General features: G+C 73.1%; 22 protein-coding genes. 12 read left to right on the top strand and 10 right to left on the bottom strand.

Annotated elements, in window-relative coordinates; translation table 11 throughout:
- Window positions 1–28 precede the first annotated feature (28 nt).
- From ACIQNG_RS12885 to ACIQNG_RS12875, 3 genes are all read left to right on the top strand, one after another.
- Window positions 29–271 (top strand): DUF397 domain-containing protein, encoded by a 243-nt coding sequence (locus ACIQNG_RS12885; RefSeq protein ID WP_401435369.1) that lies wholly within the window; start codon window positions 29–31, stop codon window positions 269–271.
- Window positions 272–451: 180 nt separating this feature from the next.
- Complete coding sequence (locus ACIQNG_RS12880; protein ID WP_401435372.1) at window positions 452–1354, top strand: universal stress protein; 903 nt, start codon at window positions 452–454, stop codon at window positions 1352–1354.
- Window positions 1355–1468: 114 nt separating this feature from the next.
- Window positions 1469–1966: a hypothetical protein gene (locus ACIQNG_RS12875; RefSeq protein ID WP_401435375.1), complete on the top strand. Its 498-nt coding sequence runs from the start codon at window positions 1469–1471 to the stop codon at window positions 1964–1966.
- 14 nt (window positions 1967–1980) lie between these two features.
- Here ACIQNG_RS12875 and ACIQNG_RS12870 read toward each other — a convergent pair whose 3' ends face one another.
- Entirely contained in the window at window positions 1981–3960 is a 1980-nt protein-coding gene (locus ACIQNG_RS12870) for an N-acetylmuramoyl-L-alanine amidase (protein ID WP_401485093.1), read from the bottom strand.
- Between the two features lie 289 nt (window positions 3961–4249).
- On the bottom strand, window positions 4250–5422 hold the full coding sequence (locus tag ACIQNG_RS12865; protein ID WP_401484536.1) for an aminoglycoside phosphotransferase family protein: 1173 nt from the start codon (window positions 5420–5422) through the stop codon (window positions 4250–4252).
- Window positions 5423–5666: 244 nt separating this feature from the next.
- Between ACIQNG_RS12865 and ACIQNG_RS12860 the strand changes: the two genes are divergently transcribed.
- A complete protein-coding gene (locus tag ACIQNG_RS12860) occupies window positions 5667–7157 on the top strand; it encodes a hypothetical protein (RefSeq protein ID WP_401484534.1) in 1491 nt (496 codons plus the stop codon).
- 125 nt (window positions 7158–7282) lie between these two features.
- On the opposite strand, the gene ACIQNG_RS12855 is transcribed toward ACIQNG_RS12860, so the two are convergent.
- The gene (locus ACIQNG_RS12855; protein WP_401484532.1) at window positions 7283–8734 is read right to left on the bottom strand and encodes a PP2C family protein-serine/threonine phosphatase; all 1452 of its coding nucleotides are present in this window, start codon (window positions 8732–8734) and stop codon (window positions 7283–7285) included.
- Between the two features lie 336 nt (window positions 8735–9070).
- Here ACIQNG_RS12855 and ACIQNG_RS12850 point away from each other — a divergent pair, with 336 nt between their 5' ends.
- Window positions 9071–9481, top strand: coding sequence for an SsgA family sporulation/cell division regulator (locus ACIQNG_RS12850; RefSeq protein ID WP_401435384.1), 411 nt, complete (start codon window positions 9071–9073; stop codon window positions 9479–9481).
- 46 nt (window positions 9482–9527) lie between these two features.
- Here the strand turns inward: ACIQNG_RS12850 and ACIQNG_RS12845 are convergent, their stop codons facing one another.
- From ACIQNG_RS12845 to ACIQNG_RS12835, 3 genes are all read right to left on the bottom strand, one after another.
- On the bottom strand, window positions 9528–10547 hold the full coding sequence (locus ACIQNG_RS12845; protein WP_401435387.1) for a Gfo/Idh/MocA family protein: 1020 nt from the start codon (window positions 10545–10547) through the stop codon (window positions 9528–9530).
- A gap of 75 nt (window positions 10548–10622) precedes the next feature.
- Complete coding sequence (locus ACIQNG_RS12840; protein WP_401484529.1) at window positions 10623–11720, bottom strand: chemotaxis protein; 1098 nt, start codon at window positions 11718–11720, stop codon at window positions 10623–10625.
- 81 nt (window positions 11721–11801) lie between these two features.
- Entirely contained in the window at window positions 11802–13436 is a 1635-nt protein-coding gene (locus ACIQNG_RS12835) for an alpha/beta hydrolase (RefSeq protein WP_401484527.1), read from the bottom strand.
- A 437-nt stretch (window positions 13437–13873) separates the two neighbouring features.
- On the opposite strand from ACIQNG_RS12835, the gene ACIQNG_RS12830 reads away from it, so the two are divergent.
- Window positions 13874–14605, top strand: a complete 732-nt coding sequence (locus tag ACIQNG_RS12830) for a chaplin family protein (RefSeq protein WP_401435394.1) — start codon at window positions 13874–13876, stop codon at window positions 14603–14605.
- A 128-nt stretch (window positions 14606–14733) separates the two neighbouring features.
- Here ACIQNG_RS12830 and ACIQNG_RS12825 read toward each other — a convergent pair whose 3' ends face one another.
- On the bottom strand, window positions 14734–15219 hold the full coding sequence (locus ACIQNG_RS12825) for a nucleoside deaminase (RefSeq protein ID WP_401435396.1): 486 nt from the start codon (window positions 15217–15219) through the stop codon (window positions 14734–14736).
- 136 nt (window positions 15220–15355) lie between these two features.
- Between ACIQNG_RS12825 and ACIQNG_RS12820 the strand changes: the two genes are divergently transcribed.
- Window positions 15356–16153 (top strand): GNAT family N-acetyltransferase, encoded by a 798-nt coding sequence (locus ACIQNG_RS12820; protein ID WP_401435398.1) that lies wholly within the window; start codon window positions 15356–15358, stop codon window positions 16151–16153.
- 17 nt (window positions 16154–16170) lie between these two features.
- Here ACIQNG_RS12820 and ACIQNG_RS12815 read toward each other — a convergent pair whose 3' ends face one another.
- On the bottom strand, window positions 16171–17325 hold the full coding sequence (locus ACIQNG_RS12815) for a Cmx/CmrA family chloramphenicol efflux MFS transporter (RefSeq protein ID WP_401484525.1): 1155 nt from the start codon (window positions 17323–17325) through the stop codon (window positions 16171–16173).
- A 419-nt stretch (window positions 17326–17744) separates the two neighbouring features.
- Between ACIQNG_RS12815 and ACIQNG_RS12810 the strand changes: the two genes are divergently transcribed.
- On the top strand, window positions 17745–18515 hold the full coding sequence (locus tag ACIQNG_RS12810; protein ID WP_401435538.1) for an ArsR/SmtB family transcription factor: 771 nt from the start codon (window positions 17745–17747) through the stop codon (window positions 18513–18515).
- A gap of 69 nt (window positions 18516–18584) precedes the next feature.
- Here ACIQNG_RS12810 and ACIQNG_RS12805 read toward each other — a convergent pair whose 3' ends face one another.
- Window positions 18585–19028, bottom strand: coding sequence for an SPW repeat protein (locus ACIQNG_RS12805; protein ID WP_401435404.1), 444 nt, complete (start codon window positions 19026–19028; stop codon window positions 18585–18587).
- Between the two features lie 301 nt (window positions 19029–19329).
- On the opposite strand from ACIQNG_RS12805, the gene ACIQNG_RS12800 reads away from it, so the two are divergent.
- The 3 genes from ACIQNG_RS12800 to ACIQNG_RS12790 all read left to right on the top strand — a co-directional run bounded on the left by ACIQNG_RS12800 (window position 19330) and on the right by ACIQNG_RS12790 (window position 21429).
- Window positions 19330–19413: a putative leader peptide gene (locus tag ACIQNG_RS12800; RefSeq protein ID WP_401485091.1), complete on the top strand. Its 84-nt coding sequence runs from the start codon at window positions 19330–19332 to the stop codon at window positions 19411–19413.
- Window positions 19414–19664: 251 nt separating this feature from the next.
- Complete coding sequence (gene ssuE / locus ACIQNG_RS12795; RefSeq protein WP_401435406.1) at window positions 19665–20219, top strand: NADPH-dependent FMN reductase; 555 nt, start codon at window positions 19665–19667, stop codon at window positions 20217–20219.
- Between the two features lie 67 nt (window positions 20220–20286).
- Window positions 20287–21429, top strand: coding sequence for an LLM class flavin-dependent oxidoreductase (locus ACIQNG_RS12790; RefSeq protein ID WP_401435408.1), 1143 nt, complete (start codon window positions 20287–20289; stop codon window positions 21427–21429).
- On the opposite strand, the gene ACIQNG_RS12785 is transcribed toward ACIQNG_RS12790, so the two are convergent.
- Window positions 21419–22495, bottom strand: a complete 1077-nt coding sequence (locus tag ACIQNG_RS12785) for an acyl-CoA dehydrogenase family protein (RefSeq protein ID WP_401435410.1) — start codon at window positions 22493–22495, stop codon at window positions 21419–21421. The genes ACIQNG_RS12790 and ACIQNG_RS12785 overlap by 11 nt on opposite strands.
- 311 nt (window positions 22496–22806) lie before the next feature.
- Between ACIQNG_RS12785 and ACIQNG_RS12780 the strand changes: the two genes are divergently transcribed.
- Window positions 22807–23517: a chitinase gene (locus tag ACIQNG_RS12780; protein WP_401435413.1), complete on the top strand. Its 711-nt coding sequence runs from the start codon at window positions 22807–22809 to the stop codon at window positions 23515–23517.
- Window positions 23518–23567: the final 50 nt, after the last annotated feature.

The following is a 23567-nucleotide window of genomic DNA, read 5'->3' as shown; positions in this document are numbered from 1 at the left end:
GGACGACGGAACCGGGAGGAGCACGCACGTGACCGAGACCACCGCCCAGTACACGCCGCGCACGGGCTGGGGCAAGCCGGAACTGGACCTCAGCAACGCGGAGTGGCAGTCCAGCAGCCATGGTTTGGGGGATGTCCAGATCGCCTTCGTCGAAGGCTTCATCGCGATGCGCAACAGCGACCGCCCCGAGAGCCCCTCCCTGATCTTCACACCCGCGGAGTGGGGCGCCTTCGTGTCAGGAGCGCGGGAAGGGGAGTTCGACCTCACCTGACCTGCGCGCAAAGCCCCGCGCGCGCACCTCGGAACGCGCGCACCTTACCCGCAGGCCCGTCCGGCGGATCGGGCGGGGCGCCTCCGATCATGGACACCCGACCGTGCAACCCTTCCTGGGGCGATGCCTGACTCAGGCGGACCCCAGGAAGTGGAAGGTTGTACTCCGGAGGTGAGGACCATGAGCGAGCTGCCGGTCATCGCGGCGGTCGACGGATCCGAGGACAGTCTGCGTGCCCTGGACTGGGCCGTGGACGCCGCCCGCAGGCGGGCGGCGCCGCTGCGTGTGGTCCATGTGCGCCAGTACGCGGCCTGGACCCAGCCCGGCGCCCCCGTGACGGTGCCGCCCGGCGATGTCGAGGACCAGGTGCTGGACGACGTACGCGCCCATCTCGCCCGGCGGGGCGAGGTGCCGGAGACCGAGTACCTCGGCATCGACGGCGCCGTCGGCGTGGCGCTGCCCGAACTCGGCGACTCCGCCCAGCTGATCGTCCTCGGCTCCCGGGGGCGCGGCGGCTTCGCCAGTCTGCTGCTCGGCTCCAACGGTGTCGCCGTCTCCCGGGACGCGCCCTGCCCGGTGGTCGTCGTGCCCCGCCCCGACCGCACGGTGGACGACGCCCCCGAGGTCGAGCCCGGACGCCGGGTGGTCGTCGGCCTGAACGTCGACAGCCCCGACGACTCCACCCTCGCCTTCGCCTTCGCGGAGGCCGCCCGGCGCGACGCCCGCCTCCATGTGGTGGCCGGCTACCCCTGGCCCATCCAGACCTGGAACACCCCCGGCGAGATCCTCCCGCCCGCGCTCGACCAGGAGGCCATCGCGAGCGAGACCCGCACCCTCGCCGAGGGCAGCCTGGCCGCCCACCGCGAGCGCCACCCCGCCGTGCGCGCGGACCTCTTCACCGTCCCCGGCGACGTGGCCGGCAATATCGTCGCCGCCTCCAAGGACGCCGAACTGACCGTCGTGGGCCGCCACCGGCGCCGCCTCCTGGCCCCCGCCCCGATGCTCGGCTCCGTCACCCACGCCGTCCTGCTGCACGCCGCGAGCCCCGTCGCGGTGATCCCCGCGGAGCCGCTGGAGGAATGACCCTCCCGGCCCCACCGCCGCGCGGGCGCGCCACCCGGGAGCGCGCCCGCCCCGCCGCCCGTCCGTCGGCGGCCCACGCGTCGCGATGTGGGGTGGGACACGTACCATGGCCGCATGTCGTTCCTCCGCCGCCGTAGTGCCACTCCCGCCGGGCCCGATTTCGATGTGCTGGCCATGGATCCGGGCGACTGGCCCGGCAACCTCGGTGCCGGGCTGCTGCCCGCGCCCGACGGCAGCTGCCAGGGTGTCTTCCTGCGCTACGACCTGTTCGGCGGGCGCGGCCCCGCGATGATCATCGGCAATCTCCCCGAGGGCTCCCCGGCCCGTGACGTCGCCGAGGGCCAGGTCCCCTTCGAGGTGGCCCAGCTCCTGCTCGCGCTGGAGAACGAGGAGGAGGTCACCGTCACCGGCACCGAGGACGTCCCGGTGATGCAGGGCGACAACCTTCTGATCGTGCGCCGGATCAAGCTCTCCGAGGGCCGGATCTCCTGCGTCCAGTTCGACCGCAGCGACGGTGTCCTCGTCACCATCGCCGCCTGGGACCGCCCCATCACCGACGACCTGTACGCCCTGCTGAAGCCGCTCCCGGCCGAGCTGTTCCAGCAGGGCTGAGCCCCGCCGGGCCGCTATCGCCCGGACGGGCGCAGCGTCACGTCCGACGCCTTCACGAACGCCACCCGGTGACCGAACTGGATCTGGTAGTACCGGTCCTCACCGGTCACCACCCGGTGCCGGTCCGTGTCGAAGCCGACCGCGTAGTAGTACGTCCCGCGGACCAGGTCCCCGACCACGTACCGCTGCCCCGCGGCCAGCGTGTACGGCAGCGGCGTCACCTCCCTGGGCGGCACGCCCGCCGGGTACGCCGACTTCTCCGGGTAGGCCACCCCGTACACCGGCACCTCGCCCCGCCCGTCCCTCGGCGTCACGACCCTGCCCTTCGCGGCCACGGCGACCGGCGCCTTCGCAGGGTTGTGGAACCACGCCTTCTGCCCCAGGTACCAGATCGCCGTCCAGTCCCCCTGACGGCCCGCCACCGCGTACTGCTGCCCCGTCGAGACCCGGGACCCGATGTCGTTCACATCGATCGTGGACGGCCCCCCACCCGGCCGCAGCCCACCATCCCTGACCAGCGGATACGACGTCCCGGGCCCGGTGTGGAGCCGTACCGCGCTCGACCCGTGCACCGCGCACGGCTCACCCTTGGTGACACAGCCCGTGAACTCGGGCCGGTGCGCCGGGTAGTCCGGCAGGACCGTCACCAGCCCGCCCTTCGCCCCCGCCGTGGCCTCCAAGGGCCGGCCGAGCAACGCGAAGTAGTGCGCCCAGTCCCAGTACGGCCCGGGGTCGGTGTGCATCCCCGGGACCGCCGCCGGGGTCGGGCCCGGCACAGTGTCGTGGCCGAGGAGGTGCTGCCGGTCCAGCGGGATGTCGTACGTCCCCGCGAGATACCGCACCAGCCGCGCCGAGGACCGGTACATCGCCTCCGTGTACCAGGCGTCCGGCGAGGCCAGGAACCCCTCGTGCTCCAGTCCGACCGAGCCGGAGTTGACGTACCAGTTGCCCGCGTGCCAGGCCACGTCCTTCGCCTTGACGTGCTGGGCGACATGGCCGTCCGTGGCGCGCAGGGAGTAGTTCCAGGAGACGTACCTCGGGTCCTGGACCATGTCCAGCACCCCCTCCCAGCGGCCCTCCGTGTCATGGACGACGATGTACTGGATCCGCTGCGAGCCGGGCCGTTCCCCCAGGTCGTGATTGCCGTAGTCACCGTCGCCGAACTGCTCGTACGGCGCCGGGATCCACTCGCACGGCACAGTCGCCGGACACTCCGTGCCCCGCGTCCGCGGCTCCCGCAGCCCGGCCCGCCGCACCTGCCCGGTGTCGGGCGCGAGCCCCGGCCGGGCGGCCAGCGCCACCCGCTGCCCGGCGTCGGTGATCCGCCGCTCGCCGGAGCGGATCACCTCGAACACGTCGTTCGCGTACGTCGTCGCCGTCGCCGCGTCGTCCGCGCCGGAGAACCGGGCCACCGCCCCGAACCAGTCGGCCGGGTCCCCGCCGCGCGGTGCGCCCAGTTCGCGCTGGGCCGCGGCCAGCAGCGCCGCCCCGCCCGCGACATTGGCCGCCGGGTCCGTGCGCAGCCGCTCGGGGCTCAGCCCGGTCAGCCCGGCCGCCCGGCGCAGGGTCGTCAGCCGGGCCGGCAGCCCGGAGCCCCCGGCCGGTCGCGCCGAGGGGCGCAGCGCGGGCCGGGCGTCGTCGCCGCGCGGGTCCTCCGTGCCCTCGCTGTGGTGCGGGGCACGCGCCAGCGCCGTACGGGCGTCCGTCAGATGCATCGGACCGTAGCCGCCGGTCACACTCGGCGCCCCGCCGTGCGCGTCCCACCGGGACTGGAGGTACGACACGCCGAGCAGCACGCTCCGCGGCACGCCGTACTCCTCGGAGGCGGCGGCGAACGCCTGCTGGAGCCCGTCCCCGGCCGGGGACGGAGGCCGCGCCGGGGAGGGGGCGGCGCCCAGCAGCGGCAGCAGCAGCGCCGAGGAGGCCAGCGCGGCGGTCCGGCGGAGGCTTCTCGGGCGGGGGGCGCGGCGGGCGTCGACGTGGGGGTGACGCAAGGCAGCCTCCAGGGCGGGCGGGGACGACGGGGCGAACACGGCCGGAGGTGACCAGTGGTAGCCGCTGTCCGACGATCCGTCAATCATCCCCAGCGGCACCCGAATCACCGTGTCGGCGCAGGTCGCCCGGAGTTTCACCCCCGCACGCCACCCGCCTGCGGGGCGTCACCGGTGTACACCGGTGGACGCCGGGCAGACGACGGACGAAGGCCCGCGCGGCATCACTGTCCCCGATGCCCCGCGGGCCCTTCGCCCTTCTCGTCCCGTCCAGCGGACCGCGCCGCTCCCTTCAGCGGGTGCCGACCGCCGCCCGGACCGCCCGGCGGGCCATCTGGCAGTCGTCGTGCAGCCGCCGCAGCAGCAGCCGCTGCTCCTCCCCGGAGGGCACCCCGTTCGGCTGGGCCGTGCCCGCCGCCGGAGCCGGTTCGCGCATCGAGCGCTGCACGGCCGTCTCGTAGGTGCGGATCTCCCGGGTCAGCACCAGCATCAGGTTCACCAGGAACGCGTCCTGGGAGGCCGGGCCCCCCGACTGGGCGATCTGGCTGATGTGCCGCCGGGCCGCGGGGGAGTCGCCGAGGACCGACCACAGGGTGGCCAGGTCGTAGCCGGGCAGGTACCAGCCCGCGTGCTCCCAGTCGACCAGGACCGGGCCCGCCGGGGAGAGCAGCATGTTCGACAGCAGCGCGTCGCCGTGGCAGAACTGGCCCATGCCCTGCCGGCCCGCGGTCGCCGCGATCCCGTGCAGCAGCTTCTGGAGATCGCCCATGTCCCGGTCGGTGAGCAGCCCCAACTCGTGATAGCGGGCGATCCGCATCCCGTAGTCCAGGGGCGCGTCGAAGGTGCCCGCCGGAGGCCGCCAGGCGTTCAGCCGGCAGATCGCGCCGAGCGCCGCACGGATGTCCGTACGCTGCGGCGCCTCGGCCGGGTGGCGGTGCAGCGCGGCGACCCGGCCCGCCATCCGCTCGATGACCAGGGTGCAGTTGTCCGGATCCGCGGCGATCAGCCTCGGCACCCGCACCGGGGGGCGGTGCCGGACGAACGAGCGGTAGGCAGCTATCTCGTGCCGGATCCGCTCGGCCCACGCGGGGGAGTGGTCCAGCAGACACTTCGCGACCGCGGTGCTGCGGCCGGTCGTCCCGACGAGCAGCACGGAGTGGGCGCCGCGGCGCAGCACCTGGACCGGGGTGAACTCCGGGCAGATCCGCTGCACCGAAGCGATCGCCGTACGCAGTTGCGCGCCCTGGGGGCCGGACAAGTCGAGTCTCCCGCTGAGCGGTTGGATGCCGATGCCCGCACGTCGGCCACGGACCGTGCCGAGCACGGGGCCGGCCGCTCGCGCGGGAGCGAGATACGGGCCGCCGCCCGACAGGGGGGCCTCGCCGGGACGGACGGGGCCGGGCGCCTGGGAACGTGGGCGGAGCGGCCGGGGCGGTGCGGACACGGAGGACGATGCTGCGTACATGGGGGAGACAGATCCCTTCGTGTGCCTGCGACGTCATGACGCCACCCGGCCCGGCCGCCGTGGCACACCCTGGGGAGTGCACCGTCGTACGTGAGCGGCGGCCGGGTCGGGATGGCGCTTTCCTACCTGACACCCGTCGTCCCCTGGCACACCATCTGGCGCACCCTGGCGAACCCTGGCGAATAGTCGCTCGGCATCTCTCACCGGGCTAATGTCAACTCAGCCGAGAACCTGGGGGCTTGACGTGAGCGGACAACCCAACACCCGCCTTGCGGACCACTTCGGCCTGGCCGGATGGTCCAAGGGGGAACTCGCGCGGCTGGTCAACCGGCAGGCGGCGGCCATGGGCCACCCCCAGCTCTCGACCGACACCTCGCGGGTACGGCGTTGGATCGACATGGGAGAGATCCCGCGCGATCCCGTGCCACGGGTGCTGGCGGCGCTGTTCACAGAGCGTCTCGGCCGTGTCGTGACCATTGAGGATCTTGGTCTGGTGCGGCACGGGCGTGCGGGTAAAGGGCAGGACGGCGGGGACGCGGAGCATCCCGGCACAGTGCCCTGGGCGCCCGAACGGACCGCCGCGGTCCTCACCGAATTCACGGGAATGGACCTCATGCTCAACCGACGCGGCTTGGTGAGCGCGGGTGCCCTGCTCGCCGCGGGATCCGCACTCAGCAGCGCCATGCACGACTGGCTGCACACCGATCCGGCCCTGACCCCCGACGCCCCCCGACTCGACAATCCCCTGCACGCCGACCCCGCTGGGTTCGACCGCTACGAGGCCGCCCCCATCGGATCGCAGGAGATCGAGGAACTGGAGCGTTCGGTCGAAGTCTTCCGCGCCTGGGACGCCGCCCGCGGTGGCGGGCTCCAGCGCAAGGCGGTCGTGGGCCAGCTCAACGAGGTGGGCGGCATGCTCTCCTACCATCACCCCCCCCACCTGCAACGACGCCTGTGGGGCGTGGCCGCCAACCTCGCCGTCCTGGCGGGCTGGATGTCCCATGACGTGGGCCTGGAGCCCACGGCCCAGAAGTACTTCGTGATCGCCGCGCACGCCGCGCGCGAGGGCGGCGACCGGCCCCGGGCCGGCGAGGCGCTCTCCCGGGCGGCCCGCCAGATGGTCCACCTGGGCAAGCCCGACGAGGCGCTCGACCTGATGAAGCTCGCCCAGTCCGGTTCCGGGGACCGGGTGCTGCCCCGGACCCGGGCCATGTTCCACACCATTGAGGCATGGGCGCAGGCGTCGATGGGCCAGGGCCAGGCGATGCGCCGCACCCTGGGCCGGGCCGAGGACCTGTTCGTCTCCAAGACCGACATGGAGACGCCGATCTGGATGCAGACCTTCAAGGACGAGGATCTGTACGGCATGCAGGCGCTCGCCTATCGCACGCTCGCGGAGTTCGAGCCGGACGCCGCCGCGCAGGCGCAGCACTACGCGGAGAAGGCGCTCGCCCTGCGGATCGACGGCCGGGAACGGTCGAAGATCTTCGACCATCTCTCCATGGCCTCCGCCTGCTTCATCGCGGACGACCCCGAACAGGCCGACCGGTACGCGCGCCTGGCCCTGATGTCGATGGGCTCGAACTCCTCGCGCCGCACCTGGGACCGGCTGCGCCAGATGTACCGGCTCACCGCCGAGTACGCCGACTATCCGGAGATCAGCGGACTGCGGGAGGAGATCAAGAGCGCCCTGCCCAAGCAGCGCAGCAAGGGCGGCAGCACCTCGCAGGTGTGACGGACCGCAAGCGTCGGCCCACCGCGCTCACAGGGGGTTGTGACCGCGCACCACCGCCGCCCACGTCCGTCTGTCTCCCACGCCCTGTCCCGACCTGTCCCTACCTGTCGCCACCCGTCCTGTCCCTACGACTCCACCCTGGCGATGAGCACGCAGGCGTCGTCCTCGCGCTCGGTCTCGCCGAACTCCTCCTCGACCGTCCGTAATCCGTCCCGCGCGCTGCGCGCGGCGGCGAGGCGCGGGGCCAGGCCGAGGAGCGGGTCCGCCGCCTGAGGTGCTCCCCGGTGCTCCGCCTCGCCGGATCCGGAGGACCTCCAGCGGGCGGGCACCAGCCCGTCGGTGTGGAACAGCAGCACATCCCCGGGGGCCAGAGCCACTTCGCTCTCCCCGTACTCGGCACCCGAGGTGGTGCCGAGCAGCACCCCTCGCGGTGCGCTCAGCCGGCGCCCCGTCCCGTCGCGGAACAGCAACGGGGCGGGGTGTCCGGCGCCCGCCCACACCAGCGTCCGCCGGGCGGGCCGCCAGCGGCAGCAGACCGCGCTGCCCAGGGCCGGCCGGGCGCCGCCGTCCAGCAGCCGGTTGAGCCAGGACAGCATCTGCCCGGGGCCGGTCCCGGCCAGCGCCGTCCCGCGCAGCGCGCCCAGCGCCATCGACACGTCCGTGGTCACCGCGAGCCCGCGCCCGGTCAGCTCACCGACGCTCAGCAGCAGTTCGCCGCCGGGCAGTTCCAGTACGTCGTACCAGTCGCCGCCGATCAGCGGGCCCGTCGAGGCGGGCAGGCAGCGGGCCGCCAGATCGAGGGTGCCCGCGCCCTGCCGGGGAAGCCGTAGGGGACCGCGCCAGGCGGGCAGCACCGCCGGTCCGATCTCGACCCGGTCAGGTGGCGCGGAGTGCTCGTGCCGCCGGTGGCGCCGCAGCGAGTCCCGGGTCTCGCTCACCGCGGCCTGGCTGCGGCGCAGGGCACTGACATCGCGCAGCACCGCCCACATCGAGACGGTGCCGCCGTCGGGGCCGAGCACGGGCTCGCCCATCATGTGGACCGTACGGACCGTTCCGTCCGGGCGCAGCACCCGGAACTCGCCGTCGATGCGCTGGGCGTCGACCAGGCAGTCCGTGACCAGCGCGGTCAGCCGGGGCCGGTCCTCCGGGTGGGCCAGCGAGGGCAGTTCGTCCAGGGTGAGCGGCGGGGCGGCAGGGTCCCGGCCCAGGATCGCGTACAGCTCGGCGGACCAGTTCGCCTCGTCCGTGAGCAGATCCCACTCCGCGCTCCCGACCCGGCTCAGCAGCGAGCCGGGCCCCGGCGCGGCGGGGTCGGCCCGGAGGGCCGGGGGAGCGGCCGACCGGGGTTCCTCGCGCAGTTGTGCGAAGTGCGCGTCCAGGGCGTCCAGTTGACGGAGCGCCAGATCGTAAAGAGCGCGCTGCCAGCGCTGCCGGGGCCGGCAGTCGTCGCGCTGGGCGTCCCGCCGTACGGCGTCCACCTCACCCTTGAGCCGTCGCGTCTGCGATATCAGCGCGTCGACCGGACCGCCTCCAGGTGGCGGGGCGGCCGGGCGGTCCGCGGAGCGGGGGGACGGCATGACGTACTCCGAAGCGATGGCGGCTCCCCCGCCCGGACGGAGCCGGACGCGGAGAGGATACGACGCGGGCTGTCGGTGGGGCCGTTACGACTGTGGCACAGCCCGCGACGCGCTGTAAGGGAATCGGCAACACCCGATGAGGTGGTGCATCCGGCATATGCCACCGTCCTCACCGTCCCGATGCGCCCGGCGACGGCCCCCGAAAGCGGCCCGGCGTCCGTAAATGTGATGCAGCTCACATAAATTGATCACGGTTTGGGTGTCAGCGCGGGGCGGCTGCGAGGTCGTACTTGCAACCCGGAAAACCGGACGACCTCACCGCAGTGGAGACCGCCCATGGAGATCACCCTCGAACAGCCCGCCCGCGCCCGGCTGATCACCGGCGAGGAAGAGCTGCCCGTCCCCGCGAACCTCGGCTACCGCTCCAGCGACCCGCTCGCGGTGCACCTCGCCTTTCCGCCCGAGGTCACCCTCGCCGGCGAGGGCGTCACCTGGACCTTCGCGCGGGAACTGCTGGCGGAGGGGCTGGAAGGCCCGGCCGGGCAGGGCGATGTGCACATCTGGCCGTGCGGCCGGGCCCGGACCGTCCTGGAGTTCCACTCGCCGTACGGCCTGGCTCTGCTCCAGTTCGACTCGGCCGCGCTCCAGCGCTTCCTGGTGCGGACCTACGCCGTCGTCCGGCCCGGCGAGGAGGACCTCGGCCCGGAGGTGGAGCGCTGCCTCAGCGCCCTCACCGGACAGGCGTAGGCGAACCCGCCGGGCCCGCGACCGGCCCATGACCCGTGACCACGCGTCACCGGTCGGCGTACAGCCCCGGACGCGGCGCCAGTTCCACGACCGTACGAGCGCCGCTCTCCAGCGCCCGCACGCCCGCCTCCGCCACCGCGGTCGCCGCGTAGCCGTCCCACGCACTCGGGCCGGTGACCCGGCCCTGCCGGACGGAGTCGGCCCAGACCCGCAGCTCACGGTCGTAGGCGTCGGAGAACCGCACCACATAGTCCTGGACGACGTCCTCGCGGGCGCCGTCGCGATCGGTGACCACCGGGGAGTGCTGCTCGCCGATCCGCACACTGCCCGTCTCGCAGACCGCCTCGCAGCGCACCTGGTAGCCGAAGCCGCAGTTGACGAAGACCTCCACGTCCACCAGGGCGCCCCGCTCGGTCTCGAAGAGCAGGAACTGAGGGTCCTGGAGCCCTTCGGGCGCCTGCCCCGACGGCCGGGGGCGCAGTGCCGTCACGGCCGTGATCTCCTGGCCGAGCAGCCAGCGGGCGGCGTCGATCTCGTGCGAGACCGAGCTTCCGATCAGCATCGCGGAGGTGAAACCGGGCGGCGAGGAGACATTGCGATGGACGCAGTGCAGCATCAGCGGCCGGCCCAGCCGCCCGCCGTCCAGCACCTCCTTCAGCCGCAGGTACTCGGCGTCGTACCGCCGCATGAACCCGATCTGGAGCAGCCGCCGGCCGATCGCCGCCTCCGCCTCCAGCACCCGCAGCGAGCCCGCCGGGTCGGGCACCATCGGCTTCTCGCACAGCACCGGCAACCGCCGCTCCAGGGCGGCCAGCAGCGCCGCCTCGTGGGCCACGTCGGGCGAGGCCACGACCACCGCCTCCACCCAGGGGGCGTCCAGCGCCGCTTCCGCCTCGGTGTGCAGCGTCACCCCGTCGAGGCCGGCCGTCGCCCGCGCGGCCCGGCCGGCGTCCGGATCGGCCACGGCCACCACCCTGACCCCGCCCGTCGACCGGCTCAGTCGGCGGATGTGGTCGCTCCCCATGTGCCCCGCGCCCAGCACGGCGACGCCCAACAGCCCACTCACCTACGCACCTCTTCGTGATCGAGAACCTCGGGCCAGGGTAGATCGCGAAGCCGGGGGACGGGCGGGTGCCGCCGGTCAGTAGCGCAGGACGCCCGCGATGCCCCGGGCCTCACCGAGCGCGCCGTCCGGAACGAAGCGGACATCGGCGCCGGTCTCCAGGCACCGCTCCACGATCTCGTCCACGATGTCCTCCCGGGCGTCGAGATCGCCCCCCTCGGCGGGGATCAGATGGTCGCCGTCGTCGCGGACCGTGACCCGGTAGTTCTCCTCGACGGCCAGCAGCCGGACCCGGGCCTCGCGCGCGTTCCGCCACAGCTCGTCCACACCGGCCGCGAACTCCTTGCGCCCGCGCGCGGCTTCCAGCTCCCCGGCCAGCCGCTCGACCCCCTCGGCGGCCTCCTGCTCCACCGCCGGACGGACCGCCTGCCAGACCGCCTCCGGAGTGCCCTGCGCCAGCCCGCCGTGCGGGAGGTGCCGCACCGCGCTCCTGGCGACCGGGCCCACCTCGTCCAGCGCGGACAGCGCCGCCGTCTCGCCCGTCACGTACAGCGGACGCGGATCGGCGCGCAGCACGGCCGCCATCGCGGTGTCCGCCTCCCGCAGAAAAGCGCGGGTGTGCTCGTCGCGGAAGGTGCTGGGGGTGTCGCCGATCCGCTCCACGCGCTCGGGGTCGAAGTTCTCGGGCGTGAGGGTCAGCGGGAAGCCGCCGGTGCGGGCCTCGCGGACCCGGCCCGCACCGCCGTTCCACAGCGTGACCCGGTCCGCCGACACCGACAGCACCCAGTAGGGCCGCTCCGCCGCCTGCGCGGAGACCAGATTGCGGGTGAGGAAGGTGTCCGAGAGCACCACCCGTTCCGGAACGCTGCGGGCCAGCGACCACACCTGGTGCTCACCCGGCGCCGCGAAGATCACCAGACCGTCCTCCGCGTGCGTCAGATCCACCTCGGCGAGCGCCCGGTCGAGCTGGTCCACCACCTCCGTACGGCGCTCCCGCGTCACCGCCGGATCGGCCTCCAACTGCTTCTTCGCCTCGGCCACCACATTGCGCAGCCGGACCGGGTCCTGGGCGTTGTCCGGCTCCCTGCGGTGCGTGGGCGTCAGCACGGAGACGGCCGGATAGGGGCGCGGGCGGCGCAGCTCGGCAAGGGTCCTGGGACTGAGTGCGTGCTCCATGACAGCACCATAGGACCGAATCACGGATCGGGCATGCGGGGTTGGAAGGGGGCGCCGGTACGGCCGTTCCGGGGTCCCGGCTCAGCCGTCCTCCTCGTCCGGGCACGAACTGCCGCTCGGCGGCAGCGAGCCGTACAGCAGGAACGCGTCGACTTTGCCGCGCACACACTTCGAGGACGCGTACCCGGTGTGACCGTCGCCCTTGTTGTCCAGGACGACGGCCGAGGGGCCGAGCCGCTTCGCCGTCTGGACCGTCCAGCGGTACGGCGTGGCCGGGTCGCCGCGCGTGCCCACCAGCAGCATCTTCGCCGTGTCCACGTCCTTGACCCGCTCGCGGATGAAATCCGTCCCCTTGGGCCGCCCGAAGCACAGCAGCAACTGCGTCAGCCGGTACGAACCGAACACCGGGGACGCCTGCTGGTACGCCGCCCGCAGCCGGGTCAGCTCCTGGCTGAGCTGCCGCGAACCGGGCCGGTCGGGGTCGTCCGCGCAGTTCACCGCCACCAGCGCGGCCGGAAGGTTGTCCGGCGGCACCGCCTCCGGGTCGGTCAGCCCGGCCCCGCGCCCCCCGGGCTTCGGCCGTGCCGCACCGCCGGCCGTACGGCTCACCCCGACCCCCGGGGTGGTCATACCGCCGGTCGCGAAGCTCTCCACGCCCCGGGTGTCGCCGTCCTCCACCAGCGAGGCCAGCGCCCGCTCCAGCAGCGGCCACAGCTCCTCGCTGTAGAGGGCCTGGCTGATCGCGGACACCAGGTCCTGCCCGGAGAACCCGCCGGAGAACGTCGTGGGCACCGGGTCCTCGTCCATCGAGCGCACCAGCTTGACGATCTCCTGCCGGGCCCGGCGCGGATCCGTCCCGAACGGACACGCGATGTCCTCGACGCACCAGTTGAGGAAGTCCTCCAGCGCGGTCTGCTGCCCCTTCGCGCCCGCGATCCCCTGCTCGGTCAGCGGCTCGGTGAGGGTGTCCACACCGTCCAGCGTGACCCGCCCCACCTTGCCGGGGAACTGCTCCGCGTACACCGCGCCCAGCCGGGTGCCGTACGAGAACCCCAGGTAGTTCAGCTTCTCGTCACCCAGCGACTGGCGGATGACGTCCAGGTCGCGCGAGGCGTTGACCGTGCCTATGTGCTCCAGCACCGGCCCGGAGTGCTTGGCGCACTCGGCGGCGACCGCGCGCAACTGCCGCATCAGGGCGTCGGGGTCCTTCAGCGGGTCCGCGGAGCCCCCGGAGTCCTCCGTCCCGCTCTCGTACGAGGCGTCCCCGCAGCTCACCGGCGAGGACCGGCCCACCCCGCGCGGATCGAAGCTCACCACGTCGTAGCCGTCGCTCAGCCCCATGAAGTCCTCGCCGCCGTAGGCGAGTTCGGTGACCCCGGCGCCTCCGGGACCACCGAAGTTCAGTACGACGGACCCGCGCCGTTCGCCGGTGGCCCGAAAGCGCGCGACCGCCAGGTCCAGCGTGCCGGAGCGGGGTTTGGCGTAGTCCAGCGGCACGGTCACCTTGCCGCACTGGAGGTCCTTCGGTATCCCCTCGCCCGCACAGCCGCCCCAGGTCACCTTCTGCCGGTAGAAGCGGGTGAGGTCCGGCTCGGCGGAACCGGCGCCCTCGACGGCCGTGACCGGCAGCGCCGTGCCGAGCAGGGCCAGCCCGGCGGCCACCACCACCGCGCGCCGCCGCACCGTGGGCCGCGCGGAGTGCAGCTTGGGCAGCATCGATGCCTCCAAGGCGGCGCGCGGGCCCGGTACCGCGCCGCGAACCGGGAGACGGGGCCCTCGATCACCATAGGCGGCACCTCCGCGGCCCGCCTGCCGACGAGGGGGGGCGGGGGAGCGGCCGTAGGGAGCGGGTCGGCGCGGCTGACGCCGCGGGGACCGGTGGGCGGTCGCCGGAGCGGGTCGGAGCGGCCCGGAGCGGGTTGGAGCGGCTCGGAGCGAGTTGGAGCTGCCCGGAGCGGCCCGGAGCGGCCCGGTCCGTGTCCTTTCCCACCGGTGGCGGGCGGCCGGTGATCCGTACACGGTCTCGCGACCCGTTCGAAATCGGGGTGCGTCCAATGGGGTGAAAGGTGGAGAAGCCATAACTCGGATGGTTCCCCCGCGTTTTACCCGGTGCGGGCGAGTGCCCGTGACCATGTCTGGAAGGCAGGGAACCTATGAAACGGGTTACCCGAAACGGTGTGTTCGCCGCCGTCGCCGCCGCCTCCGGGGCGATGGCCGTCGTGCTCCCCGTGCAGGCCGCTTTCGCGACCGGTGGCGCGAGCGCGGAGGGCACGGCAGCGGGTTCACCGGGCGCGATCTCCGGCAACCTCATCCAGCTCCCGGTGGATGTCCCGGTGAACGTGTGCGGCAACACCGTGAACGTGGTGGGGCTGCTCAACCCCGCCGCGGGCAACAGGTGCGCGAACGAGAGCGCGGGGCAGGGAAAGCCGGGCGGGGCGCCCGAGGGAGCGGCGGCCGAGGGTGCGGCCGTGGGATCACCCGGGGTGATCTCCGGCAACGGGGTGCAGTTGCCGATCGATGTGCCGGTGAACGTCAGCGGCAACAGTGTGAACGTCGTCGGCATCGGCAACCCCGTCTTCGGCAACGAGTCGGTCAACGGCCCGGGTCCGGAGGAGCGCCCCGAGCGGCCCGTCCGCCCGGAACGGCCCGAGCGGCCCGAACGGCCCGAGAAGCCGGTACGGCCCGAGGCCCCGGAGACCGCTCCCGGGCCGCCCGCCCGGCACACCCCGGAACCGGCCGAGGCGCCGAACGCCCCGGAGCCCACCACGGCCTCGCTCGCCCACACCGGCGCGGACGGCACCCTGCCCTTCGCGCTCGGCGCGGGCACGCTGATGCTGGGCGGTGCGGCCCTCTACCGGCGGTACCGGCCGGGATCGGGGCGCTGACCCGCCCGCGCGACCGGCGCACACGATGACAGGCCCCGTCGGACACCGCCCGGCGGGGCCCACGGCTGCCCGGGAGCCGGCGCGGGCGGTACGCCGAACGGGTCCGCGCGGCGCGGAGCGAGGCGCGGTCAGCCGGTCCTCGGCGCGTGGCGGCGCCGGTGCAGCTCCCGGATCTCGGCCTCCAGCTCAGGCACCGGGCCCTCCACCGTGACCTCGGGCGCGACGTCCCGGACGGGCAGCGCGCGCACCGGGGCGGGCGGCACCCCCAGCTCCGTCAGCCAGGCCACGAGCTGCGCGGAGGACGCCACGTAGACGATGCGGCCCAGGCCCACCCAGCCGTGGGCCGCCGCGCACATCGGGCAGTGCTCGCCGGAGGTGTAGACGGTGGCGCCCGCCCGTTCCTCGGGCGTCAGACGGTCCGCCGCCCAGCGGGCCAGCTCGAACTCCGGATGGCGGGTGGCGTCGCCGCCGGCGATCCGGTTGCGGTCCTCGGCCAGCACGGTGCCGTCCGCCCCGACGAGCACCGACCCGAACGGCTCGTCCCCAGCCTCCAACGCGTCGGCGGCCAGGGCCACACAGCGGCGCAGATACGGCAGTTCGGTTTCCTCGACCATGGTGTACGGCCTCCTCACGACGGTGATCTTCCAACAGCCTACGGACCCCTGCGGTTTTCGCCGCGTCCCGTATCTCCCACTGTGACCTTCGCCGAATCCCATTGCCTCCCGTGCGGCCCGGTGATGGAGTGGCGGCATGGATCACTCCGGGGTACTCGCCCTCTTCGACCGGGACATGCGGGAAGGCGCGCAGTCCGACGGGCCGGACACGACGATCGAGCGGGTCGGCCGGGTGGTCCGCCAGGTCGCCCCGGCGCACGGCTGGAACGGCGTCCTCTGGTCCGATCTGGACGAGTCGGGCGCCGACGCGGAGATCGCCCGGCAGATCGCCGACTTCACCGCGCTGGGCCGTGCGTTCGAGTGGAAGGTCTACGGCCATGACCTCCCCGTCGACCTCGCCCGGCGGCTCGGCGCGGCCGGGTTCACCCCGGAGCCGGAAGAGACCCTGATGATCGGTGAGGTCGCCGATCTGGACCTGGACGCCGAACCGCCCGAGGGCATCCGGATCGTGCCGGTCACCGACGCGGCCGGCGTCGATCTCGCGGCCCGCGTCCACGAACTGGCCTTCGGCACCGACAGCACACGGCTCAGACAGCGGATGCTGGCCCAGCTCGCCGCCGACCCGCGGTCCGTCGTCGCGGTGCTGGCCCTCGCCGGGGACGAGCCGGTGAGCGCGGCCCGGCTGGAGTTGCCGCCCGGCGCCCGCTTCGCCGGGCTGTGGGGCGGCGGCACCGTCGAGTCCTGGCGGGGCCGGGGCATCTACCGCGCCCTCGTCGCCCAGCGCGGACGGGTCGCCGTGGCGAACGGCTACCGCTACCTCCAGGTCGACGCCGTCGCCCGGAGCCGCCCGGTCCTCGAACGCCTCGGCTTCCAGCCGCTGACCACGACCACGCCGTACGTGTACGTGCCGAAGCGGCGGTCAGCGGCTGGGTAACAGGCGACGTACGCCGCTCAGTACGTCCCGGCCCGGACGCCGTCCGCCGTGCGCGCGCCCAGCAGGACGACGGCGGCTGCCGCCGACATCGCCACGCTGACCCAGACCGCGATCCGGGCGTCGCCCCCCGCGGCGAGCCCCGCGAGGAGAGGACCGGCGAACGCCCCGAGGTTGAGGGCGACCGTCGCGAAGGCACCGGCGAGCGCGGGGGCGCCGGCGGCGGTGCGCATCACCCGGTTGATGAGCGCGGAGCCGACCCCGAAGGACAGCGCGCCGAGCAGCACGGCGGCCGGGAGGAGCAGGGCGGCCGTGGTGCTGGTCAGGGCGAGTACGGCCCAGGCGGCGGGCAGTGCGAGCAGCGCGGTGCGCAGCCCCCGGCCGAGCCCGCCGTCGCCGGTGCGTCCGGCGACGGTGACGCCGACGAACGAGCCGACGCCGAAGGCCGCGAGCAGTCCCGGCACCACGCCCCGCGGCATCGCGGTGACCTCGGTGGCGATCACCGCGAGGTAGGCGAAGGTGGCGAAGGTGGCGCCGTTGACCAGCGCCCCGAGCGTCAGCGCCAGCCGGACGGGCCGCTGCCGCAGCACCCGGACCTCGGAGCGGACCGACCCCAGTGCGGGGGCCGCCGCGTCGGCCGGGGCGGAGCGGAACACCAGTGCCAGGGCCGGCAGGCACAGCGCGGCGACGGCCCAGAACGCGGCCCGCCACCCGGCGAGATCGCCCAGCGCGGCACCGGCCGGCACCCCGACGACACAGGCCAGCGTCACCCCGGACAGCAGTACCGCCGTGGCGCGGGCCCGCCGTTCGGGAGCGACCAGGGTGTGGGCCACGGACATCGCGACGGCGAGGAACCCGGCGTTGGCGACCGCCGCGACGACCCGGGTGCCGAAGAGCACGGCGAAGTCCTCGGTGACCGCGCCGACGGCGTGCACGACGACGAACGCCGTCAGGAACCCGGCGAGCGCCCGCCGCCGGGGCCAGCGCGCGCCCAGCGCGGCCATCACGGGGGCGCCGAGGATCATCCCTACGGCGTAGGCGGAGGTGAGGCTCGCGGCGGCACCGTTCGACACGGACAGATCGTCGGCGATGCCCGGTACCAGACCGGCGAGCATGAATTCGGAGGTGCCCTGCGCGAAGACGGCAAGGCTGAGCACACGGATGAACAACGGCACGGAAGTCGGCTCCAGCGGCGATGACGAGGAACAGGGGCAGCCGTGGGCCGGGTGGACGCCTCGTCAGGTCGGCGCAGGTCGGAGAACGAACCTCACGATATGACAGCGCAGGGGATGACGTGACAGGGGATGACGGACCCACCGGACCACGGAAGGCATGTCCGGCCACTGGAGGCGGGACCGATCGGGAAGCGATCGGCTACAGCGCAGAACCCGTCCGCCGCCGAGTGACCGGCGGCCTGGGTCTGTCCGACTCTGGAGACGTCATGGCGGCCACGTTAGCCGCATGGCACGGGGGCCGGCCACCGATTTCCCCCGGCGCTGCCGAGGGACCGTCGTCCCCATCCGCTTGACATGCAGGTGATTGCCTGCATAACGTTGAGTGTGTGATCAGGGAGGGAATCGCGATGGACTCCGCGATGGACAGGGTGTTCAAGGCACTGGCCGACGACACCCGGCGAAGACTGCTGGACCGGTTGCACGAGGAGAGCGGGCAGACGCTCGGTGAGCTGTGCGCCCGGATCGACATGACCCGGCAGTCGGTGACCCAGCACCTGGCCGTCCTGGAGGCGGCGAACCTGGTCAGCACGGTGCGGCGGGGCAGGGAGAAGCTGCACTACCTCAACCCGGTGCCGCTCCACGAGATCCAGGAGCGGTGGATCGACAAGTTCGAGCGCCCGCGGCTGCGCGCGCTCGGCACGCTGAAACGACGAGCCGAGGAAGCCATGACCGACAAGCCCACGTATGTGTACGTCACCTACATCGCGAGCACCCCGGAGAAGGTCTGGGACGCGCTCACCGACGCCGATCTGACCGCCGACTACTGGGGCCACAGCAATGTCTCGCCGGACTGGAGGCCGGGCTCACGCTGGGCGCATGTGCGCACCGACGGCTCCGGTGTCGAGGACGTCGTCGGCTCGGTCGTCGAGAGCGAGCGTCCCACCCGGCTCGTCACCACCTGGGCCAACCCGGCCAAGGCGGGCCAGGAGGACGCCTACTCGCGCGTCACCTACGACATCCGGTCGCACGCCGACATCGTCCGGCTGACCGTCACCCACGAGGACCTGCCCGACGAGGCCGAGCTGGCCGACTTCTCGACGGGTTGGCCGCAGGTGCTCTCCAACCTCAAGTCCCTGCTGGAGACCGGGCGGACGCTGCCGCAGGAGCCCTGGCTGATGCCGGCCACCTGACGCCACGGGCGCCCGACGCCATGAAGGGCCGGTCCGCGCAATCCGCGGGCCGGCCCGGACTCGTTCCTCCTACGGCTTGGCGCGCGTGCTCCTCATCGACGCTGCGGCACAGACGAGGCCCAGGATCACGGCCAGTGCACCGATGACGACGTTGTTCCACACCACTCCCTTGTCGGGGCTCGTGCCGACGATCCACGGCGCGATGATCAACCACACGCCGATCGCGCTCATGGCCCAGCTCAGGCCGTACATGCGCTCCGGAGCCCTGGTGAATCCGAGGGCCAGCAGACCGATCGCGACACCCATGATGAGATTGTGGGTCGCGAGAGCGGGCTGGCTGGTCGTGTAGTGGACTATCCATGGGGACGCCGCGCAGTACAGACCGAGCAGGAACACCGGTCCGTCCACGAGCGCCACATCGCGACCGCCGAGCATGCGGGCATAGCGATCCCGCATTTCGGGGACATCAGGGTGGCTGGAGATGTCACCTCTGGTGTGCGAGACGTTGGCCATGACTTCGTCTCCTTCGTCCTAGCAGACCTGACCGCGTCTGGTGCGGTATGCGGTAAGTGCCGCTTTAAGACCATTCTGCTCTTATTTCACCATTATGTGTAGAGGTCATCGGGGTTTATACGGCCCGGGAGCGGTATCGCGCCGATGACCGGCGAAGCTCCGGGAAAACCCGTGGAGCCCGGTACGGATCCGGGGGCCGGGAAGGGCCGGGAAGGGCCGGGAAGGTCTGGGAAGGTCCGGGATACGAGACCCCTCGGCTTGTTCTTGACGGCTGAGACCAGCGGCTGACACGATCGTGAGCATGATGATGCGACTGGACCTCACGCGGCGACGCCACGTCGACCTCGCGCGTGTCTCCAGCGCCTCCTGTCGCGCCGCGGGCTGAACCGCCGCGCCGTTCCGCGCACTTCCACGCCACGGCCCGTTCCCAGGACCTCGTGGATTTCCCCCGCCGGTCGAATTCCCTTTCCCTCCCCCTGAATTCGGTGTGCCCGTGCGGTCCGCACGCGACTGAATCCGAGGAATTCGCGCCCCCCGGCCCGTCGTATGTGCGCGCCCACGCGGACGGCCCCTCTCCGTCGTACCTCATCCCTGTCTCGCCGAGGCCGTCGATCACGGCCGCTCGAAAGAGGACCCATGGCCACCGTCCTGTCCGTCTCCGGCAGCCCCTCCGCCTCCTCCCGCACCAAGCTTCTGCTGCGCCATCTTGACCAGCGCCTCACCGCGCAGGGCCATGACGTCGTCCCCCTCGACGTCCGCACCCTCCCCGCCGACGCCCTGCTCGGCGCCGACTTCCGCCATCCGGCGATCGTCCGGGCCACCGAACTGTTCGCCCACGCCGACGGAGTCGTCGTCGGCACCCCCGTCTACAAGGCGTCGTACTCCGGTGTCCTCAAGGCACTGCTCGACCTGCTGCCGCAGTATGCCCTGGCCGGCAAGACCGTGCTGCCGCTCGCCACCGGCGGCACCACCGCACACGTCCTCGCCATCGACTACGCGCTGCGCCCCGTGCTCAGTTCGATGGGCGCCGGGCACATCGTGCAGGGCTGGTTCACCCTCGACAAGGACATCACCGTCCACGACGACGGCTCCCTGACCATCGCGGAGGGTGCCACGGAGGCCCTCACCCAGGTGGTCGACCAGTTCTCGGCCGCGCTGGGCAGCACCCCGCTGCTGGCCGCCGCCAGTTGACATGACGGCTCCCGATCCCCGTGCCGTCCGACCGCCCCGCCACGGCCCGCTCCGAACGGAGAACCCGGTGTCCCTCGCCTTCCACTGGTTCCTGCCCACCAACGGCGACAGCCGTGATGTCGTCGGCGGCGGCCACGGCACCCCGGCCACCGCCTTCGGCCGGGACCGGCCGCCGACCGTCGCCTATCTGAGCCAGATCGCCGGCGCCGCCGAGGACCTGGGCTTCGTCGCCGCGCTCACCCCCACCGGCGCCTGGTGCGAGGACGCCTGGCTGACCACCGCGATGGTGAGCCGGCACACCGAACGGCTGAAGTTCCTCGTCGCCTTCCGGCCCGGGTTCGTCTCCCCGACCCTCGCCGCCCAGATGGCCTCCACCTTCCAGCGGCACAGCGGCGGACGGCTGCTGCTCAACGTCGTCACCGGCGGCGAGAGCCACGAGCAGCGGGCGTACGGCGACTTCCTCGACAAGGACGACCGCTACCGCCGTACCGGCGAGTTCCTCCACGTCGTACGGCAGTTGTGGGACGGCAGGACGGTCGACCTCGGCGGCGCGCATCTGCGGGTCGAGGACGCCCGGCTGGTCCGGCTGCCGGACCCGGTGCCCGAGGTGTACTTCGGCGGCTCCTCCCCGCTGGCCGGAGAGATCGCGGCCCGGCACGCCGACGTCTATCTCACCTGGGGCGAGCCGCCCGCGCAGGTCGCCGAGAAGATCGCCTGGATCCGGCGGCTCGCGGCCCGCGAGGGACGCACCCTGCGCTTCGGCATCCGGCTGCACGTCATCACCCGCGACACCGCCGCGCAGGCGTGGGCCGAGGCGGACCGGCTGCTGGCCGGCTTCGACCCGGAGACCGTCCGCGCGGTCCAGGCCGGGCTCGGGCGCAGCGAGTCCGAGGGGCAGCGCCGGATGCTCGCCCTGCACGGCGGCGGCCGGGACGGGCTGGAGATCCACCCCAACCTGTGGGCGGGCATCGGCCTGGTGCGCGGCGGCGCGGGCACCGCGCTGGTCGGCAGCCACGCCGAGGTCGCCGAACGGATCCGGGAGTACCACGCCCTCGGCATCGACGAGTTCGTCCTCTCCGGCTACCCGCACCTGGAGGAGGCGTACTGGTTCGGCGAGGGCGTGCTGCCGCTGCTGGCCGCCGAGGGGCTGTGGCGCCATCCGTTCGCCCCCGCCGCGAACGCCCCGGACAGGGTGCCCGTCACGAGCTGACCGCCAGGTGCGCGAGATGCGTCTCGCGCACCGGCGCCGTCTGCCCCTGCACCAGCAGGAACATCCCCTCCCGGAACAGCCGCTGGGCCGGGCTGTCCAGTCCTGTCGCGCGACCCCCGCCCGCCACCACGGCGGCGGTCGTCGCCGCCCGCATCAGGTCGTACGCCCCCGTCCTCAGCGCCAGCCGCTCCTCGACGCGCTCGTGCGGCACCGGGTGGTCGGCGAGGGCGTACGCCCGCTCACGCACCTCGTCGAGCCGGGCCCGCAGCGGCGCCACCGTCGCCCGGTCGCCCTCGCCGAGCAGATCGAGCGCGGCGTACGCGATCCCGAACACCGCCGGGGAGGCGTTGGCGCTGCGCGGGATGTCCACCTCGGCGAACCGTTCGCGCGGGGTGCGCAGCAACACCGCCTCCTCGGGCAGCCACAGCCCGTCCAGTTCCAGGGCGACCGTGCGCGCCGCCGTCAGCGCCGCGAGCCGCATCGGCGCGGACGCGCGCAGCCCGGACCGCTCACGGGCGTCGGCGAAGGCGAACACCAGCTCGGCCGTCTCCGTGACGCCCGCGAGCAGCATCACGTCGTTGAGCCCCCAGCCCGTGAACCAGGGCACCCGCCCGTCGAACCGCCAGCCGCCCCCGACCGCCGTCGCCCGCACCGGCACCCGCGGGAACGCCCGCACGTGCGCGTAGGCGATCCCGGCCAGCAGCTCACCCGTGGCCAGCGGACGCAACAGCCGCTCCCGGACGGGCCGATCGGAGCGGGCGAGCAACCGGACGGGCGTATGGTGCTGGGTCTGCACGAACCAGGTCGAGCAGCAGGCCCCCGCCAGGATCTCCGCGATCTCCCGGGCCACCGCGTCCGGCGCGTCCGCCCCGCCGTACGCCACGGGTGCGCTCACCCCCAGCAGCCCCGCCCGCCGGATCGCCGTGAGATGCCCGGCGGGAACGCCCTCCTGGTCGACCCGCTCGGCCTGCGGCACCAGCAGGTCACGCGCGAGGCGGCGGGCCTCGGCGACGAGGGGGTGCGGGCCGGGGGAGGGTTCGGGGGCGGAGCCCGGTGCTGTGGTCATGGGGCAATCTTCGCGATCCGCGCGCGCCGCCGCATCCGAGGGTGTCTGACGGGGTGTCCGGGAGCATCGGAAGGGCCGCCATCCGTAGGGCGGGCGCACGCCGCTGACCTGGACTGTCATGTGGACACGCCGAGTTGACTGGTCTACCCCCCTTGACTGGTACAGACCAAGGGGGTTGAGTATGGTCCCCCAACCCCCCACCACGGCCGCCCCCCACGCCATGGCCGGTGTCACCGGCGCGTGCGCACGAGGCAGGTTCGAACGTCCTCCCGAGGTCCGGGTGCGGCCGTGCCCCGCAAAGGAGTCACCGCGTGAAGAGGCGCCGTATCGCCGCAGTCCTGTCCTCCCTCGCCCTCGCGGGCACCGCGCTCGCCCTCCAGCCGGCCCCGAGCGCGTCGGCCGCGAGCTTCGTCGTGAGCGAGGCGCAGTTCAACCAGATGTTCCCGAGCCGGAACTCCTTCTACACGTACAACGGCCTCGTCACGGCGATCAGCGCCTACCCGGGATTCGCCAACACCGGCAGCGACACGGTGAAGAAGCAGGAGGCCGCGGCCTTCCTCGCCAACGTCAGCCACGAGACCGGCGGCCTGGTCCACATCGTCGAGCAGAACCAGGCCAACTACCCCCACTACTGCGACCGGAGCCAGCCCTACGGCTGTCCCGCCGGTCAGGCCGCCTATTACGGCCGCGGGCCGATCCAGTTGAGCTGGAACTTCAACTACAAGGCCGCCGGTGACGCCCTCGGCCTGGACCTGCTCAACAACCCCTGGCAGGTCCAGAACGTCGCCTCGGTCGCCTGGAAGACCGGCCTGTGGTACTGGAACACCCAGAGCGGTCCCGGCACCATGACCGGCCACAACGCCATGGTCAACGGCGCCGGCTTCGGTCAGACCATCCGCTCCATCAACGGCTCGCTGGAGTGCGACGGCAAGAACCCGGCCCAGGTGCAGAGCCGGGTCAACAACTACCAGCGGTTCACCCAGATCCTCGGCGTCGCACCGGGCAACAACCTCTACTGCTGACGGAGCGCCACGGTCATGGTGTCATGCACCTGACCTGATCCTGCGGATGA

The sequence above is a fragment of the Streptomyces sp. NPDC091377 genome (assembly GCF_044757045.1).
Taxonomy (GTDB): Bacteria; Actinomycetota; Actinomycetes; order Streptomycetales; family Streptomycetaceae; genus Streptomyces.
The sequence above is the reverse complement of the archived record's forward strand: the minus strand, read 5'-3'. Positions and strand labels throughout refer to the sequence as shown.